The 20,571-nt window shown below is 63.8% G+C and carries 18 protein-coding genes; 8 read left to right on the forward strand and 10 right to left on the reverse strand.

Annotated features, from left to right (window positions below; translation table 11 throughout):
• Positions 1–9 precede the first annotated feature (9 nt).
• On the forward strand, positions 10–1,155 hold the full coding sequence (gene coaD, locus FHW83_RS06530; protein ID WP_176645523.1) for a pantetheine-phosphate adenylyltransferase: 1,146 nt from the start codon (positions 10–12) through the stop codon (positions 1,153–1,155).
• Here coaD and FHW83_RS06535 read toward each other — a convergent pair.
• From FHW83_RS06535 to FHW83_RS06575, 9 genes are all read right to left on the reverse strand, one after another.
• Positions 1,152–1,658, reverse strand: coding sequence for a hemerythrin domain-containing protein (locus FHW83_RS06535; protein ID WP_176645524.1), 507 nt, complete (start codon positions 1,656–1,658; stop codon positions 1,152–1,154). The genes coaD and FHW83_RS06535 overlap by 4 nt on opposite strands.
• A gap of 94 nt (positions 1,659–1,752) precedes the next feature.
• A complete protein-coding gene (locus FHW83_RS06540; RefSeq protein ID WP_176645525.1) occupies positions 1,753–2,232 on the reverse strand; it encodes a cytochrome P460 family protein in 480 nt (159 codons plus the stop codon).
• Between the two features lie 39 nt (positions 2,233–2,271).
• Positions 2,272–2,994, reverse strand: coding sequence for a tetratricopeptide repeat protein (locus FHW83_RS06545; RefSeq protein WP_176645526.1), 723 nt, complete (start codon positions 2,992–2,994; stop codon positions 2,272–2,274).
• 2 nt (positions 2,995–2,996) lie between these two features.
• The gene (locus FHW83_RS06550) at positions 2,997–5,096 is read right to left on the reverse strand and encodes a bifunctional 2',3'-cyclic-nucleotide 2'-phosphodiesterase/3'-nucleotidase (RefSeq protein ID WP_176645527.1); all 2,100 of its coding nucleotides are present in this window, start codon (positions 5,094–5,096) and stop codon (positions 2,997–2,999) included.
• A 76-nt stretch (positions 5,097–5,172) separates the two neighbouring features.
• Positions 5,173–6,882 (reverse strand): DUF3443 domain-containing protein, encoded by a 1,710-nt coding sequence (locus tag FHW83_RS06555; protein ID WP_176645528.1) that lies wholly within the window; start codon positions 6,880–6,882, stop codon positions 5,173–5,175.
• A gap of 9 nt (positions 6,883–6,891) precedes the next feature.
• Positions 6,892–7,362: a DUF2844 domain-containing protein gene (locus tag FHW83_RS06560; protein WP_176645529.1), complete on the reverse strand. Its 471-nt coding sequence runs from the start codon at positions 7,360–7,362 to the stop codon at positions 6,892–6,894.
• An 84-nt stretch (positions 7,363–7,446) separates the two neighbouring features.
• Positions 7,447–7,743, reverse strand: a complete 297-nt coding sequence (locus FHW83_RS06565; protein WP_176645530.1) for a hypothetical protein — start codon at positions 7,741–7,743, stop codon at positions 7,447–7,449.
• 64 nt (positions 7,744–7,807) lie between these two features.
• Positions 7,808–10,195 (reverse strand): TonB-dependent receptor, encoded by a 2,388-nt coding sequence (locus FHW83_RS06570; protein WP_176645531.1) that lies wholly within the window; start codon positions 10,193–10,195, stop codon positions 7,808–7,810.
• A gap of 122 nt (positions 10,196–10,317) precedes the next feature.
• Positions 10,318–11,112 (reverse strand): PhzF family phenazine biosynthesis protein, encoded by a 795-nt coding sequence (locus FHW83_RS06575; protein WP_176645532.1) that lies wholly within the window; start codon positions 11,110–11,112, stop codon positions 10,318–10,320.
• Between the two features lie 98 nt (positions 11,113–11,210).
• On the opposite strand from FHW83_RS06575, the gene FHW83_RS06580 reads away from it, so the two are divergent.
• The 4 genes from FHW83_RS06580 to FHW83_RS06595 all read left to right on the forward strand — a co-directional run bounded on the left by FHW83_RS06580 (position 11,211) and on the right by FHW83_RS06595 (position 16,016).
• A complete protein-coding gene (locus tag FHW83_RS06580; protein WP_229224043.1) occupies positions 11,211–12,005 on the forward strand; it encodes an alpha/beta fold hydrolase in 795 nt (264 codons plus the stop codon).
• 83 nt (positions 12,006–12,088) lie between these two features.
• Positions 12,089–12,454, forward strand: coding sequence for a DUF6516 family protein (locus tag FHW83_RS06585; RefSeq protein WP_176645534.1), 366 nt, complete (start codon positions 12,089–12,091; stop codon positions 12,452–12,454).
• The gene (locus tag FHW83_RS06590) at positions 12,451–12,801 is read left to right on the forward strand and encodes a transcriptional regulator (protein ID WP_176645535.1); all 351 of its coding nucleotides are present in this window, start codon (positions 12,451–12,453) and stop codon (positions 12,799–12,801) included. Before FHW83_RS06585 ends, FHW83_RS06590 begins: the two co-directional genes overlap by 4 nt.
• 47 nt (positions 12,802–12,848) lie before the next feature.
• The gene (locus FHW83_RS06595; RefSeq protein WP_176645536.1) at positions 12,849–16,016 is read left to right on the forward strand and encodes an error-prone DNA polymerase; all 3,168 of its coding nucleotides are present in this window, start codon (positions 12,849–12,851) and stop codon (positions 16,014–16,016) included.
• Here the strand turns inward: FHW83_RS06595 and FHW83_RS06600 are convergent.
• A complete protein-coding gene (locus tag FHW83_RS06600; protein ID WP_176645537.1) occupies positions 16,013–16,429 on the reverse strand; it encodes a PRC-barrel domain-containing protein in 417 nt (138 codons plus the stop codon). The genes FHW83_RS06595 and FHW83_RS06600 overlap by 4 nt on opposite strands.
• A gap of 145 nt (positions 16,430–16,574) precedes the next feature.
• Between FHW83_RS06600 and FHW83_RS06605 the strand changes: the two genes are divergently transcribed.
• The 3 genes from FHW83_RS06605 (at position 16,575) to eno (ending at position 20,543) form a co-directional block, all read left to right on the forward strand.
• On the forward strand, positions 16,575–18,245 hold the full coding sequence (locus FHW83_RS06605) for a CTP synthase (RefSeq protein WP_176645538.1): 1,671 nt from the start codon (positions 16,575–16,577) through the stop codon (positions 18,243–18,245).
• On the forward strand, positions 18,242–19,096 hold the full coding sequence (gene kdsA, locus FHW83_RS06610) for a 3-deoxy-8-phosphooctulonate synthase (RefSeq protein WP_176645539.1): 855 nt from the start codon (positions 18,242–18,244) through the stop codon (positions 19,094–19,096). The genes FHW83_RS06605 and kdsA overlap by 4 nt, the downstream gene beginning before the upstream one ends.
• Positions 19,097–19,259: 163 nt before the next feature.
• The gene (gene eno / locus FHW83_RS06615; RefSeq protein WP_176645540.1) at positions 19,260–20,543 is read left to right on the forward strand and encodes a phosphopyruvate hydratase; all 1,284 of its coding nucleotides are present in this window, start codon (positions 19,260–19,262) and stop codon (positions 20,541–20,543) included.
• Positions 20,544–20,571 lie beyond the last annotated feature (28 nt).

Here is a 20,571-nt window from a genome sequence, read left to right on the forward strand (position 1 = left end):
GAGTGGTGCATGAAGAAAATCGGCTTTTCGGGTACGCTGGACCCGATCACCAACGGTCACATGTGGGTGATCAACGAGGCCCGTTCGCTGGCGGACGAGGTGGTCGTGTTCCTGTCCGAGAACCCCGCCAAGAAGCCGCGCTTCACGGCCGAGGAGCGCAAGAGCATCATCGCGCTCAGCTGCGCCGAGCAGGGCTGGGACAATGTCTCGGTGGTGATCGTGCGCGGCGACTACACCGCGCGCGCGGCCAAGAAGCAGGGTGTCGAGTGCCTGATCCGCGGCATCCGCACCACCGCCGATTTCGATTACGAGAACCTGATCCAGCAAACCAACGTCGACGTGCTGCAGGGCGCCAAGACGGTGTTCGTGATGCCGCCGCGCGACCTCGGCTCCGTGAGCTCCTCGTTCGTCAAGGCGCTCGAGGGGCCGATCGGCTGGAACTGGATCATGAAGAAATTCGTGCCCGGCCCGGCCTATCACGCCTGGGTGCTGGGCTGGCTGCGCAAGGAATGGGAAACCCTGTGGGATTACGAGCACCGCGACGCCACCGCCATCGCCCACGCCGACCAGTGGTTCGTGCAGCTGACCGGCGCCACCGCCTACGGCGGGCCGATGCGCCACTATCACAACCTCGACCACCTGGTGCACGGCCTGTGCGAGATTCGCGTGTGGGCCGCCAACACCCGTCCCGATCCGGCCGATGTGGACATCGTCAAGCAAGCCTTCTGGTTCCATGACGCCGAGTATGGCCACAGCGGCGAGCCCGGCACGCTGACCAACGAGGAAGCCAGCGCGCAACTGTGGCTGGGCAGCCACCTGGGGCAGGAAATGGCCGACGCGGCCGAGCTGATCCGCGCCACCGACCACTTCCAGGAAGCCGCGATCACGCACCGCCTGAAGGATATTTTGCTGTGCGTGGACCTGGCCATCCTCGGCCAGGACGACGAGGTGTACCAGAACTATGCGCGGGCCATCCGGCAGGAGTACATCCACCTGCCGGACGTCAAATACCGCGAGCAGCGGCGCGGGGCGCTGGCGCACCTGTGCCGCAAGGCGCAGGCCGGGCAATTGTTCGGCAATGCCTACTTCGCCGAACAGTACAACGAACGCGCCATCGACAATATGCAGCGCGAGATGGCGCGGCTGGACGGTTAGACCGGCGGCAGCTGGATTTGTTCCTTGCGGGCGGCCATGGCCTCGCCCAGCTCCTCCAGGTCCAGCTTGGCCTTGCGCACTTTCGGGAACATCTCGCCTTCCTCCTCCTCGACGTGATGGTCGATCATCTCCGACAGCACCTTGACCTTGGCGTCGAACAGGTCGTCGGTCGGCTCCATGGACTGGATCTGGGCGATCAAATCCTTGGCCGAGGCGTGCTCGACGATGGCCTCGTCCATCATGTCTTCTTCCTTGATGGCCTTGCGCACTGCCGGATAGAAGATCTCCTCCTCGATCATGGTGTGCTTGGTCAGCTCTTCGCAGATCTGCAGGGCGAGCTTGTGCTTGCTGACGTGGGCGCGGTCGCCCAGCTCTTCATACTGCTCGAACAGCGCCTTGACGTTCTCGTGGTCTTCCGTCAGCAGCGCGATGGCGTCTTGCGGTTGGGTTTCGGTCGGAATAGGTTTAGGGATCTTGCCCGAAGATTGGGAAGTGGTTCTCATGTCGGCTCCTTGCGTGGCTAATGAAACAGGCGGGACTACCAAACCAGTCTAGAAGTCCCTCCCACGCCGGTCTGTGCGCCGGACCACGCTCCGTCTACGGCGCCAGACGGGTGAACACGAAGTCGTGGTTTTTGACCAGCGCCTGATGGCAGCCCCAGCAGGTTTGGTGCTGGGCCTCGTCGGCCGGTTTGCCGTTGATGAATCGACCGAAGCCCCAGCCGCCGGTGCTGGCGTATTTTTTGGAGTCCTTGACCATCACTTGCACCGTGCTGGCCGCGCCCGGCACGTAGGCGGCCGGCGATTCGGTCGATTGCACGTGCTTCCACGCCAGCTTGACCAGCACCGTGCCGTCGGGGAAGGGGAGTTGGTTCTTTTCAATCGCCGCCATGGCGACCGGGTTGCCGACCACCACGCGCAACTCGTCCAGCGGCGGCGTTTCATGCGCCGGGGCGATGAATTGCCATTTGCGGTAGCCGTCAGGCAGGGTGACGCCGTAGATCGGCGAGGCGTTGTTGGGCGCGGCGTGCGCCAGGCCGGCCGCGGCCAGCAGCAGGGCGGTAATGATAGCTTTCATGGAATCTCCTGGGCAAACGGCGCTGAGGCCGTCATTGGCTCAGAACCGGTTCCAATTATTCCGTCTATGCTCGGTGGCGTCTTTCATCAAATGGCTAGCGCGCAGCTCATCCTTTGGAGTTAGCGCGTCGCCCAGCTGCACCGTCATGGCCAGTTCCTGGATGGCGGGTGGGTACTCGTGCTCGGCGGCCTCTTCCAGCCACTGGCGGGCGCGCGCGCGATCCCGCACCACGCCGACGCCTTCGTTGTAGATGTTGGACAGCAGGAACATCGCATGCGCGTTCCCCAGCTCGCTGGCGTGCGACAGCCAGCGCGCCGCCGCCGCGTCGTCGCGCGCCACGCCATCGCCGTTCTTGTACAGCAGGCCCAGGGCCAGCGCCGCCCTGGCGTGCTGTTGCTTGGCGGCCATGGTGTACCACGGCGCCGCGGCCGCCGGCTCCGCCGGCGCGCCCGGCACGCCGACGCGCAGCATTTCACCGAGCTGGAACGCCGCCTCCGTGTCGCCGCCGCGCGCCGCCAGCTCGAACAGCTTGAGCGCGTCGTCACGCTGCTTCGGCCGCGCCTGGTACAAGATGGCCAGCTCGCGCTGCGCCACCGGCATGTCCTGTTCGGCCCAACGCATCAGCTTGCGCTCGGCGTGGGCGTCGGCTTCCTGTTTGGCCTTCATGCCGACGACTTCGATCTGGGCGGAGGTCGGTTTCTCCTGCTGGATCTGGCAACCGAACAGCAGGGCCGAACTCAGCAATACGGTCAGGGCGCGCATGCTTATTTGCTCAGGTCGATGGTGTACTTGGCGAAGCCGCTGGCATCCAGCCCGCCCTCGGCCGTGACGGCGGTGATGCCGCTGCTCTTCGCCAATGCCAGATGGCCCGGCGCCGAGCGCAGGATCACCGGGCCGGCGGTCGCCACCTTCACAAAGCTCCAGCTGCGCGCGCTGCCGTTGCCGGCCAGCGTGACCTTGCCGCTGGCCGCGCCCAGCGCCGACAGGTAGTTGCTGACCACGCTCTGGTTGGCGTCCGGCGACTTGATGATGGTCTTGCTGCCGTCGATGCCCGGCACCGCGCCGCCGCCGCCCGCGCGGTAATCGTTGGTGGCGACGATGAAGTCGTCGCCATCGGCCACCGCCTTGCCCTGGTAAGTCAGGTTGACGATGCGGCTGCCGGCCGGCTTGGTGACGTCGATCTGGTAGGTCAACGCATTGTTTTCGGCATAGAACACGTCGTAGTTGTAGATGGTGCCGTAGGATGGCACCAGATCCTGCTCGCTGGTCCGGGCCGGATCGATCTGGCCGAACTGTTTGGCCGACGCCTCCAGCCAGTTCCTCAGGTCGGAACCCTTGATCTTGACCGCCTGCAGGTTGTTGTTCGAATACAGGTAGAGATCGCCCGGATTGCGCACCTGCAGGCCGACCGGCGCGGCGGCCGAGGCGCCCGGCGCCACGTCGGTGAAGTCGGAAGGACCGTTGCGGCCGGCCTTGAACGGCGCGCTGCACGAGATCACCGGGATGTTCTTGTAGCTGGCAAGGGTGGCGTCGGTGCTGGTGGCGATGAAGTTCTTCACGTAGGCCAGCTGCGCCTGGTTCACCAGCTGGATCGCGGTCACGTCGCCGGCCAGCGCGAAGTAGGACGACATCTCGAAGTCGGTGCTCACCCCCAGCGGCTGCCTGGCGTAGGCGATGGTGGCCGCGTGCTCGGCGGCCACCAGTGGCGCCACGCTGCTGTCGGCGGCGATGTTGGTGCTGCCGTCGGTGTACTTGAAGCCGCGCGATTCCACCGTGGTCTTGGCCGGCTGCACCACCCACTTGCCGCCGGTGTAGGCCAGCGTCAGCTTGATGATGCCGAGGCGACGGCCCCAGCTCTGCGCCATCACGGTCGGCACGCCGTTGACGAAGCCGTTGATGGCGTCGATCTTGGCGCTGGCCGGGAAGGCGGCGAACGAGGGATCGAGCGCGGCGGCGCCGGTCTCCTTGCCTTTCGGGAAGATCAGGTGCGAGTGGCCGATCATCAGCGCGTCGATGCCGGTGCTGGTCAGGTGGTAGGAACCGTTTTCCATCTTCGGGCTGTAGCTGCTGGGGTCGAGGCCGCCATGCGACAGCGCCACCACCAGGTCGGCGCCCTTGCCGCGCAGCTCAGGCACGTACTGTTTGGCGGCTTCCTGCACGCCGGTGACCGCCACCTTGCCGGCCAAGTTCTTCTGGTCCCACTCGAGGATCTGCGGCGGCACAAAGCTCATGATGCCGATGTTCAGTTTCACGTCCAGCTTGCCGCCGTCCGGCGTCACCGCCGAGAAGGTGCGCGGCAGCAGCGTATAGGGCTGCACGATGGGCTTGCCGCTGGCCACGCCGGTGACGTTGGTCAGCACCAGCGGGAACGAGGGCGCGCCGCAGGTGCCGCTGGGCTTGCTCACGCCCGGAATGCCGAAGTCGGTGTTGGTGACCTGGCTCAGGTAGGGCAGGCCGTAGTTGAACTCATGGTTGCCGAAGCCGCCGCCGTCGAACTTCATGGCGTTCATGACCTTGTGCACGGCCAGCGTGTCGCCGCAGGGGATGGGCTTGGTGACGGCTTGCAGGTCGCCCAGCAGCGTGCCTTGTATCGTGTCGCCGTCATCCAGCAGCACGTTGTTCGGGTTTTCCGCGCGCGCGGCCTTGACCAGCGACGCGGTGCGCTCCAGGCCCAGACTGGTGTCCTCGGCCAGCGAGTAATAGTTGTAACTCATCACGTTGGCGTGGATGTCGGTGGTTTCCAGCAGCGCCAGGGTGACGGTGGTGCCTTCCGGGATCGCCGGCGTGGCCACGCCATTATCGCCGCCGCACGCCGCCAGGCCGGCGGCGCTCATGGCGGCCAGCATCACCAGATTCTTGTTCATCGCAACCTCGAAGAAGGGGAAAATTCAAGGTTGCGACTTTAGCCAGTTATCGTGACAGCACCATGACATCACGCAATCAATATGCCCAGTACGGCCCGGTCTTGCCGGCCACGGATGCGTCTTCCATCACCACGAACACGCGCCGGCCGTAGAAGAAGGGCATGCCCCAGTCAAAGTAATTGCCGGCGGTACTGCTGCTGCCGACCGTGCCGCCCACCTGCGCCGCCGTGATGGTCGATGGCAGGCTGACCAGGTTCACCACGTTGAAGTTGATGGTGCCGCTGGCGCTGCCGTCGGCGGCGGTGTTGGTGGCGCTCAGGGACAGGGTCGAGGCCGGGCAGTAGAAGTCGCCGCCCGAGCATTGACGGATGCTGCTGTCGGTGAAGAAATAGCCGTTGGAGCCGCTGTCGATGAAGCTGGCGCTGTAGGCCTTGCCTTTATAGGTGGTGGTGAAGTCGCCGTTGCCGTTGGCCTTGTAGATGGTCTCGCCGCCGATGGTGTTGTTGCTTTGCGTGTTGACGCCGAACACCAGCGTGCCGTTGACCGAGGTCAGGCCGGCCGTGCCGACCGCCGGCATGGTGATCAGCAAGCCGTTGTTGTTGCTGGCGAAGGAGGCCACCGGGTTGCTGATCTGCCGCGACAGCGGCATGGTGCTGGGCGCGCAACCGCCGTTGGCGCAGGCGTAGTAGATGCCGCTGACCGCCGTGTTCACGCAGGCGGCGCCGCAATCCTGCCTGAACATGCCGACGCCAAGTATGCCCTTGGCGCCCAGGGCCGACAGGCTGCCGATGTTGGCGCCGGCGCTGCTGCAGGTGGACGGCGTGCTGGTGTAGCTGGCGCCGCTGTCGCCGATCACCTGGATCGAAATGCCGGCCGCCACCTCGTCCGCGATCCTGACGTCGGCCTGCCGCACCGCGCCCCAGGTGTAGCCGCTGATGAACTTGCCGCATTCGCCGGCGTCGTCGCCGGACGGCGTGGCCACGGCCGGCAGCGCCAGCGCGCTGTCGAGCTGGCCGGCCAGCAGACGCAGGCCGTAGGAGCCGGTGTCGAGCTGCACGTGGTCGATGGTCTGGCAAATGCTGGTGCCTGGGCGGCACACGGTGACGCTGACGTAAGGCACGTTGATGACGCCGCTGGCGCCGCTCGGGCCGTTGTCGACCACGATGGCGGTGCTGTTGCTGAGGGCGGCGGTGACGCTGAGCGCCGCGCTGCCGCTGGCCGTGCCGCCGTCGCCACTGCACGTCATGCTGTAGGTGAAGCTGCCGGCCTCGGTGGGCGAGATCGTCACCGAGCCGGCGGTGGCCTTGGCGCCGCTCCACGCGCCGCTGGCGGTGCAGCTGGCGGCGTTGGCCGAGGACCAGCTCAGCACCGTCGTTTGCGCGGTGCTGATGTTGGCCGGCGCCAGCGTCAGGCTGACGGAGGGCGTGGGCGGCGGCGTGCTGACGGTCACCACGGCGGTGCTGCTGGCGCTGCCGCAGGTGAGCGTGTAGCTGGCCGTGCCGGCCGCGCCGACCGTGACGTTTTGCGTTCCGCTGCTGGCCACCGCGCCGCTCCAGGCGCCGGAGGCGGTGCAGCCGCTCGATGGCGGGTTGGCCACGCTCCACGTCAGGCGGATGACCTGGCCGCTGGTGGTGGCGGTCGGGGTGGCGGCGATGCTGATCACCGGCGTCGGCTGGGCCGCCGCCGCGGTGCTGCCGGTGCTGGCGGCGTCGGACGAACCGCCACCGCCGCCGCACGCGGCCATGGTCAGGCAGAGCAGGACGCCCGCCAGTGACGAATATTTCATGTGGCTCCCTTATTCCATGGTGCCGGTGTCGAAGCCGGCCGGCAGGGCGCTGGGCAGCCACGCCTGGCCGGCGTAGGCGCGCATGTGGCCGTTGGAGACGATCACCACGTCGGACTGGTCGACCGCCAGCTGCGAATGGCCGGCCTTGGGACGCTTGGCGGCATTGCTGGTCATGACGCTGAACTTGTCGCCCAGCAGGGTGCGCAGATCGGGCAGGCTGGGGCCTTTCCAGCTGACGGCGAACACCACGCCGCTGGCGTCGCTGTACTCGCGCACCACGGTGCCGCTGTCGAGCGTGGACTGGGTGACGGTGTACACCGGTTCGCCGGCGTTGGCATTGGCGGCGGCCAGGCTGCGCGCCGCCTGCCGCGCCTGGGTGGTGGCGGTGCCAAAGTTGGACGGGGCGCTGCCCAGCGCCGCCCAGGCCAGCGCGCCTTGCAGCAAGGTAAGGAACAACATCAGGGTGAATGCGCGGTGCATCGAACACTCCATTGCCTAAAACTAATCCGAGGCAAGTGTAGAACGGCCGGGCGTTGGGTTGGGTTAGCGAGATGTAAGCAAACGTTACCTGGAGGGCGGCTGCTGGGTGTAGATCACCACAGGCGGCTGGGCGGCGGGCGGCGGGGACTTGGGCACGGCATTGTTGAGCACGAAAGTGATCACCGTCAGAAAGGTGCCGCCGAGGACAATCGCGGTGCCGACCACCCACTTGATCATGTCGGCGAAACCCTTGTGCATCTGGATCTCCAAGGCGGCGAGATCGGCCTTGGTGGCGGTTTGCTCCAGGCGCGCCTCGATGTTGGCCAGGCGCTCACGCGTCTCGGCGGCGAATTCCTCAAGTTTGACGACTCTGGCTTCCATGCCTTGATATTAGCCAGCGCACGTGGTGACGTCCAGCGCGGCCGGACGTCACCCTTGATTTACATCAGAACTTCACGTACAGACGGCCGAAGTAGGACGCGCCGTTCAGGCCGAACTGCACCGACTCGTACTTGAAGCCGTTGTCGGTCTCGTCCGGGTTCTGCGTGCTTGGATGGACGTTGAAGATGTTGTTGCCGCCAAACGAGAACTTCATGTTCTTGTTGATGGTGTAGGTGAACGCCAGGTCGGCCGAGGTTTTCGACTTGTAGTGCTGGTTCTCCACCCCGCCGGCGGTGCCGGTGTAGGTGCCCAGGGTTTGCGGGCCGAAGTGGATGATCTTCAGGTCGCTTTCCCACAGGTTGTGCACGTAGTTGAAGCCCAGCGTCGCCTTCGAGCGCGGCGCGCCTTGCTCGATGTACAGGCGTTCCTTCTCCGACAGCAGCACGTCCTCATAGCCGCGCAGCGAGGCCGGCGCGTGGATGCCGGTCACCTCGGTCTTGCTGACGTTCATGGCCAGGAAGGTGGTCAGCTTGTCGGCGCCGAAGCTGGCCTTGTGCGAGGCGGTCAGGTCCAGGCCCTTGGTCTTGGTGTCGACCGAGTTGACGAAGAATTGCGCCTGGCCCACGCCCAGCGTGGCCAGCTTGGCTGCCAGGTCAGGATAGTTGCTCTCGTCGAAACGGCCCGACAGCACGATGCGGTCCTTGATCTTGATCTGGTACAGGTCGGCGGTGACCGACACGGCCTGGGTCGGGGTCCAGGTCGAGCCCAGCGTGAAGCTGGTCGACTTCTCTTCCTTCAGCTTGGGAATGCCGGCCAGGTTGGTGACCGCGCTGTTGTTCGGCGCCAGCACCACGTCGGTCGGCACGCCGCCGATGAAGTCGGTGAAGGTCGAGGAGAAGTACATCTGCTGCAGCGACGGCGCGCGGAAGCCGGTCGAGGCCGAACCGCGCAGCAGCACCGCCGGCGCCACGCGCCAGCTGCCGGCCAGCTTGCCGGTGGTGGTCGAGCCGAAGTCGCTGTATTTCTCGTGGCGCACCGCGCCTTGCGCCTTGACGGTGTCGGTCAGGTCCGCCTCGAGGTCGAGGTAGGCCGCCACGCTGTGGCGGTTGGCGTCCACCTGGTCGGCCGGCTGGAAGCCGGGGAAGCCCTGGCTGCCGGCGTTGCCGCCGGTGCCGACGCCGTCGGCGTCGATGTAGGAGCCCGGCTCGCCGGCGTAGATCTTGTAGTTCTCGTGGCGGTATTCGCCGCCGAAGGCGACGTTCAAGCCGCGCCCGACCAGGCCGTCGAAGTAGCGGTTGAAGTCGAGGTTGGTGGTCAGCTGTTCGAACTGGAAGCCGCCGGCGTTGAAGCTGGTCGGGCTGATGCCCTTGCCGCCGGCCAGCAGATCCTTGTTGGCGATCGACGCGTTCAGCGTGTTGCTGATGTCGTAGATCATCTTGTTCTTGCCGTAGGTCTGCGACAGGTCCATATTCCACTCGCCCAGCTGGTTGCGGTGGCCGAGGATGGCGTACTGGTCGTCGATCTGCGCGTTGATGAACGGCACGAAGCCATTCGGGTACATGGCGGCCGAGTTGCGCGACGGGATGTCGTCGCTGCCGATGCCGCCGCGCGCCCACGCGCCCGAGGAGGCGTCGCGGCTTTGCGCGCCGGCCGTGAAGTACAGGCGGCCGCTGCCGGTGGTCGGCAGTTCGCCGTTCAGGTAGATCGTCTGGTTCTTGGTCTTGCTGTCGCCGATGGTGCGTGGATTGCCTTCCTCGGCGCGGTTGGAGCGGCCGCGGTCGAGGTATTCGCCGGTGATGCCGAGCACGCCGTTGTTGCCGATCTCAAAGCCGCAGTAGGCCGAGGCCAGGTAGTTCTTGCCGTCGCGCTTGCTGTACTCGCTAAAGCCGGCCACCGCTTCGCAGCCCTTGGATTTCTTCAGACCGATGTCCATCACGCCGGCGATCGCGTCTGAGCCGTACTGGGCGGCGGCGCCGTCGCGCAGCACTTGCACGTCCTTGATGGCCAGCATCGGGATGGCGTTCATGTCGGTGCCGGTGTTGCCGCGGTTGCGCGCGCCGAACAGGTTGACCAGCGCGGTGGTGTGGCGGCGCTTGCCGTTCACCAGCACCAGGGTCTGGTCCGAGCCGAGGCCGCGCAGGGCGGCGGAGTCGACCAGGTCGGCGCCGTCGGAGCCGGTCTGGCGGGTCGAGTTGAACGAAGGGGAAATATAGGTCAGGGTCTGGGCCAGGTCGAACTGGCCGCCGCTCTCGGCGGTCTTGGTCAGCGGAATCACGTCGACCGGCACCGTGGTGTCGGTGGCCGAGCTGGTGGCGCGGCGCGAACCGACGATGCTGACCGATTGCATGGCGTTGTCGGTGCTTTGTGCGTAGGTTTCAGCCGTCAGGGCCAGGGTAGAGGCGCCGTACAGGCTGAGCAAGACGGCTTTACGTAAGGTGGTAGTTGCGAACACGTGTCGTCTCCCATGAAAAATTTGATTTTATGCAAATTGGTCATATCGACAGGTGTTTTTGTAGCAATTCGACATGCAAACATTATTTTGTGTTGTATGCACGCGCCACCACTGGGTTTCCCTTACGTAGTGCTACGCAGCTCGGTCCGGCCACCAATTAAAATGTTTTCATCGCGCAACTCCGTGCGCAGCATGCAGGGCATGCCAAGGTTGGCGCCCTGGTACAGCGTGATGCCAGTTTTCAAGTGGGCTGTCAGGGCGCCGGCCGCCACGCCGGTGGCGCCATCTTCGGCGGCCGCTGTCAGGTGGTTGAGGTTGCGGCCCTCCAGCGCGCCGTCCGGGCGGCGGCACCAGACGTAGCAGCCGCTGACGGCGTGTTGTTGGCCCCAGTCGGCAATGGCGTGCAGATCGGGCTTGAGGGCGTGCAGGGTGGCGCGGTCGACCACTTCCAGCAGCAGCTTGGGGCTGCCGACCGAGGCGATCACCGGTGGCGAGGCCAGCCGGATGCTGGGCGCCGCCAGCAAGCGGGCCGGCAGCTCGGGCGCAATCGTCACTTCTGGCACCGTTTGCGGCGATAGCTGGATGAAGACTTCGCCGTCTTGCAGGATTAGCGTCAATGGCTGCTTGCGCATGGCGGTGTGGACCAGCAGTTCCGGCCGCTGGGGCGACAGCAGCACACGCGCGGCCGCCAGCGTGGCGTGCAGGCACAGCGGGCTGCGCATGTGCGGATAGAAGTAATCCAGCACGATGCCGCCATCGGCGTGGTCGATGAATACGCAAGCCGGCTTGCGGCGCTCCCTGGCGAACCGCTGGCGCTGCTCGGCGCTGCCGTGGTCGTGCCGCACCACCAGGGCCGAATTGCCGCCGCCCGGTTCCATGCCAAAGCACAACAGTTCCTGCACGCTGGTTTCTTGCATTCTGATCCCCCGAATCCGCGTTTCATCGCATCCCCGCAGCCGCGCGTTGCAGCAAATGCAAGAATGCCTGCACATCAAACAAAAAGAGGAACATGATAATGCGTAACGCTGTTTTCGTTCTGGGCCTGATGGCTGCCGCACCCGCCATGGCGGCGCTGGCCGTCACCACGCTGATCGATGGCCGCAAGGTGGAGTGTGTGGCGCTAAAGAAACCGTCCGCCCCGGTTACGGTGGTATTCGAGAATGGCTCGCGCGCCACGGTCGACAAGTGGGACAAAGTGATCGACGGCATCGCGCCGCAGGCCTCCGTTTATGCCTACAACCGTCCCGGCTACGGCAACAGCGACGACACCGCCGCGCCGCGCGACGGCCTGACTATCGTCGAAGAACTGCGCCGCAACCTCCAGCACGAGGGCATGAAACCGCCGTACATCTTGGTCGGCCATTCGCTCGGCGGTTTGTACATGCAACTGTTTGCCAAGCGCCATCCGGACGAGGTGGCGGGCATCGTGCTGGTGGATGCCGTGTATCCGCGCGTGATCAAAAAGCAGGAAGACTTCCCGCTGCTGACGCGCGCCGGCGCATGGCTGTTCTTCTCCAGCACCGTGCGCAAGGAAATCGGCAGCATCCACGAAACCGGCGAGCAAGTGCTGGCCCAGGGCGACATCGACAACAAACCGATGATCCGGCTGGTCAACCAGCCGAAGGGCACGACCGCCGTGCCGGTCGACTTTGGCGTGGTGAACAGCGATCCGCAAACCATCAGCTTCGTCCGCGCCATGTATCCGCAAGCCAAAACCATCATCGTCGACTCCGACCACCAGATGCAAACCGCCTCCCCCGAAGTGATCGTGCAAGCCATCAATGACCTCATCGCCACCCAGCGCAAATAAGCTCATGTCACCTGTCATGGATCAAAGCTTGTTAGCTGAAATTTGCCACCATCTGTTGATCAAGCAGATGAGATGGCACGAGCATGAGCAGCGACCCGGCTCTCGATGTTTTGTTGGACTTCAATGGTGTGATTCTCGAGCAGGAAAATGGATACGAGATTAAAATTGAAGCCAGATTGGTAGCGATTTCTGAGGCCGTGCCGCACGGCATACGCTATTCGTTGACGCTTCACGATCCATATGGAAAGCGTCTCCTCGGCTATGACAATGCCCATGCAGTCAAACTGCCTAAAAAGTTCAAGCATGCAGGACACTTTAGGGCTTTCGATCACAAGCATCGCCATGTTGCAGATCATGGGGTGCCATATGCATTCATCAGCGCGCAGAAATTAACGGATGACTTTTTTGCGGATGTTGATCGAATAATGCGGGAGGTATCACAGCAATGAAACCGATCATGATTGGTGTGATGTCTCCTGAGCGCATACGTCAGCGTGTACGGGCGATTATCGGTGGGACTTACAAGCCGGCACCTGGCGAACCCAAAATATGGTTTGCCTCGATGAAGTCGTTAGCGGAAGTGCTGAGTGACGAAAACCGGGAACTGCTGCACGTTATTGTAGAGACTAAGCCATCCTCGATTTCCGCATTGGCTAAAACCACTGGTCAAAAGCCTTGGTATTTATCGCGGGCTCTGAAGACTCTGTCTAACTATGGGATTGTGGAGTTAAAGCGGCGTAAGAATCACATGCGTCCTGTGGTGAAGGCAATCGAATTTCGCATCGTCGCACATTGAGGGCCTGATTTATAAAGTAGAATACTGTATAAAAACACAGTATTCATATGAGCACGCCATCGCCCTCTATCGGACTGCCGGAATATGCCGAGCTGTTCTGTTTATCGAATTTTTCCTTCTTGCAAGGCGCTTCGCGCGCGGAGGAGCTGGTGGCGCGCGCCGTTCAGCTGGATTATGCGGCGCTGGCGATCACAGATGAATGCTCGCTCGCCGGCGTAGTACGTGCTCACGCCGAGGCCAGGACGGCCGATTTTCCTCTGATTATCGGCAGCTATTTCCGGCTCACCAACCCCGATGGCACGCCCGGCCTGTCGTTCGTCGCGCTGGCAAAGAACAAGAATGGTTACGGCAATCTTTGCGAATTGATCACGATCGCCCGCAACCGCGTGGAAAAGGGCAGTTACCTGCTGATGCCGGCCGACCTGGCCGCGCCACCGCCCAAATTCGCGCATCTGAAGGGCTTGCCCGACTGCCTGCTGATCCTGCTGCCCAACTATCCGGCGCACCGGCCCGAGGATGTCGACCAGCTGCACGCGCAGGCGGCGTGGATGGAGGCCACCTTCCCCGGCCGCGCGTGGATGGGCCTGAACCTGCTGCTGCGCGCCTTTGACGAGGCGCACCGGCTCAGCATAGCCGAGGTGGCGGCGCAGCATCAGATGCCGGTGGTGGCGGTCGGTCATGTGGTCATGCACGTGCGTTCACGCAAGCCGATGCAGGACACCATGACCGCCATCCGCATCGGTAAGCCGGTGGGGGAGTGCGGCTACGCGCTGGCGCAGAACGCCGAGCAGCATCTGCGGCCGCGCATGCAGCTGGCCAACCTGTATCCGCGCGCGGCGCTGGATGAAACCGTGCGCATCGCCCGGATGTGCGAATTCAATTTGCAGCAGCTGCGCTACGAATATCCGCACGAACTCATCCCGCACGGCCATACGCCCGCCAGCTATCTGCGGCAGGAGGTGTATGCCGGCACCTTGCGGCGCTGGCCGCAAGGCTTGCCCGATAAGGTGCGCGATCAGATCGAGAAGGAACTTGAGCTGATCGCGGATCTGAAATACGAGCCGTACTTCCTGACCGTGTACGACATCGTGCGCTACGCCCGTTCGCAGGGCATCCTGTGCCAGGGACGGGGATCGGCTGCCAATTCGGTGGTCTGCTATTGCCTTGGCGTGACGGAAGTGAATCCGGACGAGAGCAAGATGCTGACCGGCCGGTTTATTTCGCGCGAACGCAACGAACCGCCCGACATCGACGTCGACTTCGAGCACCAGCGGCGTGAAGAGGTGATCCAGTACATTTATCAGAAATACGGCCACGACCGCGCAGCACTGGCTGCCGTGGTGATCAGCTATCGGCCCAAGAGCGCGCTGCGCGACAGCGGCAAGGCGTTGGGTGTGGACCTGGCCATCGTGGAGAAGGTGTGCAAGTCGCAGCGCTGGTTCGACAGCCGTCATGATCTGGTGGCGCGGCTGGCGGAATGCGGTCTTGATCCGGCATCGCAACTGGCGCAGCAATGGGCGGCGCTGACGTTGGCGCTGCTGGGCTTCCCGCGCCATCTGTCGCAGCATCCCGGCGGTTTCGTGATCTCGCACGAGAAGCTGACGCGGCTGGTGCCGGTCGAAAAGGCGACCATGGAAGACCGCTACGTCATCCAGTGGGACAAGGACGACCTTGAGGAGCTTGGCCTGATGAAGGTGGACGTGCTGGCGCTGGGCATGCTGTCCGCCTTGCGGCGCGCCCTCGATTTGCTGACCGCGCAGCGCGGCCAGCCATTCGGCATGCAAGACATCCCGCGTGAAGACCGCGCCACCTACGACATGATTTGCGAAGCCGACACCATCGGCGTGTTCCAGATCGAATCGCGGGCGCAGATGAGCATGCTGCCACGCCTGCGGCCCAAAACCTTTTACGATCTGGTGATCGAGGTCGCCATCGTGCGGCCCGGGCCGATACAGGGCGGCATGGTGCACCCGTATTTGCAGCGGCGCATGAATCCGAAACTGGTTGAGTATCCGCACAAACTGGAGGAGGCGCTGGGCCGGACGCTGGGCGTGCCCATTTTCCAGGAACAGGTGATGCAGATCGCCCAGATCGCCGCCGGCTTCACCGAAGGCCAGGCCGATCAGCTGCGCCGCGCCATGGCCGCCTGGAAACGCAAGGGCGGCGTCGACAAATACGAACAACAGATCAAGGACGGCATGCGCGAGCGCGGTTATACCGATGACTTCGCCGAAGCCATCTGCAAGCAAATCCAGGGCTTTGGCGAGTACGGTTTCCCGGAGTCGCATTCGGCCAGTTTCGCGCTGCTCAGCTATGCCAGTTCCTGGATCAAATGCCACGAGCCGGCGGCGTTTTTAACCGCTCTGCTGAACAGCCAGCCGATGGGCTTCTATAGCCCGTCGCAGCTGGTGCAGGACGCCCGGCGCCACGACGTGGTGGTGCGCGAGATCGATGTCGCCATCAGCGGCTGGGAGACCTCGATGGAGGAGCCGGCCGGCAAGCGCGGCCAGCCGGCGGTGCGGCTGGGCCTGAATATGCTGAAAGGAATGAGCGAAGAGGTGGCGCGGCGCATCGAGCAAGCCCGTGCCGCCGGGCCGTTCGCCAGCGTGGCCGACCTGGCGCGCCGCGCCGACCTCGATCGCCATGCGCTGCACGTGCTGGCCGGCGGCGACGCGCTGCGCAGCCTGTCCGGCCATCGCCGCCAGGCGCTGTGGCAGGCGGTCGGCGCGGTGCCGGACAAGGATCTGCTGCGCCCGACCGTGCCGGACGAGGAAACGCCGCAACTGGCCGCCCCCAGCGAAGGCGAGGACATCCTGGGCGACTACCGCTCGCACGGCCTGACGCTGCGCCGCCATCCGGTGGCGCTGCTGCGGCCGGCGCTGCTCAAGCACCGCTTCATGCCGGCCGAGGTGCTCAACACCTACACCAGCAACATGGTGGCGCGCGCCTGCGGCATGGTGACGGTGCGCCAGCGCCCCGGCACCGCCAAGGGCGTGATCTTCATGACCCTGGAGGATGAAACCGGCAGCGTCAACGTCATCATCTGGCCGGCGCTGTTGGCGCAGCAGCGGCGCGAGGTGCTGAGCGCGCCGCTGCTGGGGGTGTATGGCGTGTGGCAACAGGAGGGCATGGTGCGTCACCTGGTGGCCAAGCGGCTGGTCGACATGTCCCACCTGCTGGGCAGGCTGCCGACCGTCAGCCGCGATTTCTGTTAGAGGCGGGCGTCCCGGTTGGCGCTGGTGCCGTAGTAGTCGTGCACCTGGCTGGCCCAGGTCTGGTTGGCCATGTCCGGCCAGTCGTCCTTGTCGAAGCCCGGCGCGGCCTCGATGCGCTCCTTGTCGATGTTCAGGGTGAAGCGCTTGTTGACGGTGTCCAGCGTCAGGGCTTCCCAGGGCACGGCAAACAGTTTTTCACCGATGGTCAGCACGCCGCCGGAGGCCATCACCGCGTAGGCGATCTTGCCGGTGCGCATGTCGAGCATGATCTCCTTGATCTCGCCCAGGTGCTCGTTTTTCAGGTTGTGCACGTGGTCGCCGATCAGGGTGTCGGCGCCCATCAGCTCCGGTCCGGGGCCCTTGTGGCCGTTGTCCACATACATGCCATATTGATCACGATCTTCGTAGCTCATGACGAATCTCCTTTTCATTAATGAGTTGTTATTGTGATATTTTAGGCAAGCCGAGTCTGTACGGTGATGCACATGGCAGGTGAAGAATCGGCCGTTTTAGGATATAATTTCAATTTCCCGCATGTGCCGTTCGGCACCTTCCGCAATGACCAAATTTGTCTTCGTCACTGGCGGCGTCGTGTCTTCCCTTGGTAAAGGGATCGCCGCTGCTTCCCTCGCTGCGATCCTTGAATCGCGCGGCCTCAAAGTCACCATGCTCAAGCTGGATCCGTACATCAACGTCGATCCGGGCACCATGTCCCCAATGCAACACGGCGAAGTGTTCGTCACCGACGACGGCGCCGAGACCGACCTGGACCTGGGGCACTACGAGCGCTTCATCACCACCCGCATGAAGAAGGTGAATAACTTCACCACCGGCCAGATCTACGACTCGGTGATCCGCAAGGAGCGCCGCGGCGAGTACCTGGGCAAGACCGTGCAGGTGATCCCGCACATCACCAACGAGATCCAGGACTACATCCGTCGCGGCGCCGAAGGCTACGACGTGGCCCTGTGCGAAATCGGCGGCACCGTGGGCGACATCGAGTCGCTGCCGTTCCTGGAAGCGGCCCGTCAGCTGAGCCTGCGCGCCGGCCGCAAGAATTCGGCCTTCGTGCACCTGACCCTGGTGCCGTACATCGCCTCCGCCGGCGAACTGAAGACCAAGCCGACCCAGCACTCGGTGCAGAAGCTGCGCGAAATCGGCATCTCGCCCAACGCGCTGCTGTGCCGCGCCGACCGCCGCATTCCGGACGACGAGCGCGCCAAGATCTCGCTGTTCTCCAACATCGAAGAGCAGGCCGTGATTTCCGTGTGGGACGTGGACACCATCTACAAAGTGCCGCAAATGCTGCACGACCAGGGCCTGGACACCATCATCTGCGAAGCGCTGGACCTGAACCCGGCGCCGGCCGACCTGTCGGTCTGGACCAAGCTGATCTACGCGCAAGAGCATCCGAAGCAGGAAGTGTCGATCGGCATGGTCGGCAAGTACGTGGAACTGACCGAGTCGTACAAGTCGCTGACCGAAGCGCTGCGCCACGCCGGCATCCACACCGAGTCCAAGGTCAACATCGAGTACATCGACTCGGAAGAAATCGAAACCACGGGCTGCGCCTCGCTGGCCAAGTACGACGCCATCCTGGTGCCGGGCGGCTTCGGCAAGCGCGGCGTGGAAGGCAAGATCATGGCCGCCCGCTTCGCCCGTGAGAACAAGATTCCTTACCTCGGCATCTGCCTGGGCATGCAAGTGGCGCTGATCGAATACGCGCGCCACAAGGCCGGCCTGACCGAAGCCAACTCGACCGAGTTCGACCTCGGCACGCCGCAGCCGGTGGTGGCCCTGATCGACGAATGGCAGGGGCAGGACGGCAAGGTTGAAAAACGCGACGAGAACTCCGACCTGGGCGGCACCATGCGCCTGGGCGCGCAAACCTGCGCCATCAAGCCGGGCACGCTGGCGTCGGAAATCTACGGCGCGGTGGTGACCGAGCGTCACCGTCACCGTTACGAAGCCAACAACCACTACCTGCCGCGCGTGGAAGCGGCCGGCCTGGTGGTGGCGGCGCGCACCCCGACCGAAGACCTGTGCGAAATCATGGAGCTGCCACGCAGCGGCGAGAATTCGCACCCTTGGTACATGGGCGTGCAGTATCACCCTGAATTCAAATCCACCCCGCGTGACGGCCACCCGCTGTTCACGTCTTACATCAAGGCGGCGCTGGCCCACAAGGCTGCAAGCGGCGCCACTGAACTGCAAGGAGAGGCGGCATGAAACTGTGCGGATTCGACGTCGGCCTGGACCAACCATTCTTTCTGATTTCCGGTAATTGTGTCGTCGAATCGCGCCAGATGGCCTTCGACACCGCCGGCGCGCTCAAAGAGATGACCACCGAGCTGGGCATCCCGTTCATCTTCAAGGCCTCGTTCGACAAGGCCAACCGTTCGTCGGGCAAGTCCTATCGCGGTCCAGGCCGCGAGCAGGGCCTGGAGATCCTGGCCGCCGTCAAGCGCGAGCTGCAGGTGCCGGTGCTGACCGATGTGCACACCATTGAAGACATCGAAGTCGCTTCGAAAGTCGTCGATGTGCTGCAAACCCCGGCCTTCCTGTGCCGCCAGACCGACTTCATCGTCGCCTGCGCGCAGTCCGGCCTGCCGGTCAACATCAAGAAGGGCCAGTTCCTGGCCCCGCACGACATGAAGAACGTGATCGACAAGGCCCGCGCCGCCGCCAAGGAGGCCGGTCTGCCAGAGGACAACTTCATGGCCTGCGAACGCGGCGCCTCGTTCGGTTACAACAACCTGGTGTCGGACATGCGCTCGCTGGCCATCATGCGCGAAACCGGCGCGCCGGTCGTGTTTGATGCCACCCACTCGGTGCAGCTGCCAGGCGGCAATGGCACCTCGTCGGGCGGCATGCGCGAGATGGTGCCGGTGCTGTCGCGCGCGGCAGTGGCGGTGGGCGTCGACGGCCTGTTCATGGAAACCCATCCTAATCCCGCAGAGGCACTGTCGGACGGCCCCAACGCCGTGCCGCTGGGCCGCATGAAGGACTTGCTGTCCGTTCTGATCGAGCTGGACCGCATCACCAAAAAAGCTGGCTTCCTGGAGAACAGCTTCAACTAAAACCGTCATTCCCGCCTGCGCGGGAATGACGGGAGCTAAAGCGACAGTCCCGCGTGTAAGATTTAGCAATATTGTCTTAACCGGGTACAATTCCCGTTATCCTTGTTCGCAACGCGCGTAAAGACGCGGCGCGACTTCGTATCGCCTAACTTTGGAGAATGACATGAGTGCTATTGTTGATATTATCGGCCGTGAAGTAATCGACTCGCGCGGCAATCCAACCGTCGAATGCGACGTGCTGCTGGAATCGGGCGTGATGGGCCGCGCCGCCGTACCGTCGGGCGCCTCGACCGGTTCGCGCGAAGCGATTGAACTGCGCGACGGCGATCCGAAGCGCTACTTCGGCAAGGGCGTGCTGAAAGCCTGCGAAAACATCAACACCGAAATCTCGGAAGCCATCATGGGCCTGGACGCCAATGAGCAGGCTTTCCTGGACCGCACTCTGATCGACCTGGACGGCACCGAAAACAAATCGCGCCTGGGCGCCAACGCCATGCTGGCGGTGTCGATGGCGGTGGCCAAGGCCGCCGCCGAGGAAGCAGGCCTGCCGCTGTACCGCTACTTCGGCGGTTCGGGCGCCATGCAGCTGCCAGTGCCGATGATGAACGTGATCAACGGCGGCGCCCACGCCGACAACAACCTGGACATCCAGGAATTCATGATCATTCCAGTCGGCGCGCCATCGTTCAAGGAAGCCATCCGCTACGGCGCGGAAGTGTTCCACACCCTGAAAAAAATCCTGCACAAGCGCGGCCTGAACACCGCCGTGGGCGATGAGGGCGGCTTCGCTCCTTCGCTGGCCAATCACGAAGAAGCGATCAAGCTGATCATCGAAGCGATCGAGCAGGCCGGCTACGAGCCAGGCACCCAGATCGCCATCGGCCTGGACTGCGCCGCCTCCGAGTTCTACAAGGAGGGCAAGTACGAGCTGGAAGGCGAAGGCCTGTCGCTGACCTCGACCGAGTTCACCAACCTGCTGGCCACCTGGTGCGACAAGTACCCGATCATCTCGATCGAAGACGCGATGCATGAAGGCGACTGGGAAGGCTGGGCCATCCTGACCAAGGAACTGGGCAAGAAAGTCCAGCTGGTGGGCGACGACCTGTACGTCACCAACACCAAGATCCTGAAGGAAGGCATCCAGAAAGGCATCGCCAACTCGATCCTGATCAAGATCAACCAGATCGGCACCCTGACCGAAACCTTCGCCGCCATCGAAATGGCCAAGCGCGCCGGTTACACCGCCGTGATCTCGCACCGTTCGGGCGAAACCGAAGACTCGACCATCGCAGACATCGCGGTTGGCACCAACGCCCTGCAGATCAAGACCGGCTCGATGTCGCGTTCGGACCGCATGGCCAAGTACAACCAGCTGCTGCGCATCGAGGAAGATCTGGGCGACATCGCTTCCTACCCAGGCCGCGACGCGTTCTACAACCTGAAGTAATGTCGTGAACAGGCCGGAGCGATCCGGC

Origin of the sequence: Duganella sp. SG902 (assembly GCF_013376005.1) — a bacterium.
Taxonomy (GTDB): domain Bacteria; phylum Pseudomonadota; class Gammaproteobacteria; order Burkholderiales; family Burkholderiaceae_D; genus Rugamonas.